Here is a 1218-nt window from a genome sequence, read left to right on the forward strand (position 1 = left end):
CCGGCCACGCAAAGGCTTCCCGCCGCATCTCGAGCGTGTCGAAGTGGTCATTGAGCCTGACGACCTGCCGGAACATGCCGGCAAGCAGAAGGCGCTGATCGGCGAAGACGTGGCCGAACGGCTTGATGTGATCCCGGCGAAGTTCCGGGTCATCCACTGCCCGGCAGTGCATATTTATCTGCACGAGAGGGGTCACACGCCGTCCGAAATATACGTTCAAGGGCTGGGACGGCATCATCCAGGCGTTGGCCCCGAACCATATCATCGAGAGCGGCCTGCCGTCTGAGGCGTTTCTGGCGCAGATTGCGGTCTCGAAATATGCCCCTCTCGTGACATTGCTACGCAATGCACTGCCGGGCAGTGGATGGCCTGCCGCTCTACCGGCAGGAGGGTATCTATGCCCGCGATGGCCTGACACTTGATCGACGGCTGATGGCCCAGTGGATGGGCCGGGCGGGCTTCGAGCTGGATATACTCGCAGACCATGTCCTGCGTGAGATCCTGAAAGGCGGCAGGGTCTTCGCGGATGAAACCAGCTTGCCGACCCTTGCCCCCGGCACTGGTCACACGAAAAAAGCCTGGCTCTGGGCCTATCCCGAGACGACACGCCTTTTGGCGGAAGCGGTCCGCCCATGGTGGCCTATCGTTTCGAGGACAGCCGATCCGGTGACTGCGTGCGACGGCATCTCGGGGGATATCGCGGTATCCTGCAGGTGCCCTCTCGGCAGATTGCTGCGCAATCGCCTGCCGGGTAACAGACGGCTATGCCGCCTACAACAAGCTTGCACGCAAGGACGGCGGCAACGATGGTCCGCTGTTGGCGGGGTGCTGGGCGCACAGCCGACGCCGCTTCTATGAACTGCATACGACCGGCGCCTCCGAGGTCGCCACTGCGACGATCGAGAAGATGACGGAGCTCTGGGCGCTCGAGGCGAGCGTTCGCGCCCATGGCGCCGAACCCCCGCGCGGCCACTCGCCAGATTGTCTCGGCACCGATTGTCACCGCGCTGTTCGCGCTCTGGGAGCGGACCCTGCCGCGCATCTCGGGCAAGTCGAAGCTGGCCGAAGCGCTGCGCTATGCCATGACTCGTCGCGAAATATTCGAGCGCTTTTTGATCGACGGTCGTGTCGAGTTGGATTCCAACATCGTCGAGCGTGCCATCAGACCCCAGACACTCACGCGCAAGAACAGCCTCTTCGCCGGATCGGACGAGGGTG

Annotated in this window: 1 pseudogene; it reads left to right on the forward strand. The window is 63.1% G+C overall.

Annotated features, from left to right (window positions below):
* Positions 1-1218, forward strand: a pseudogene (gene tnpC / locus P775_RS15710) (IS66 family transposase); the annotation flags it as partial.

It is taken from the genome of Puniceibacterium antarcticum, assembly GCF_002760615.1.
In the GTDB taxonomy this organism is placed as follows: Bacteria; Pseudomonadota; Alphaproteobacteria; order Rhodobacterales; family Rhodobacteraceae; genus Puniceibacterium; species Puniceibacterium antarcticum.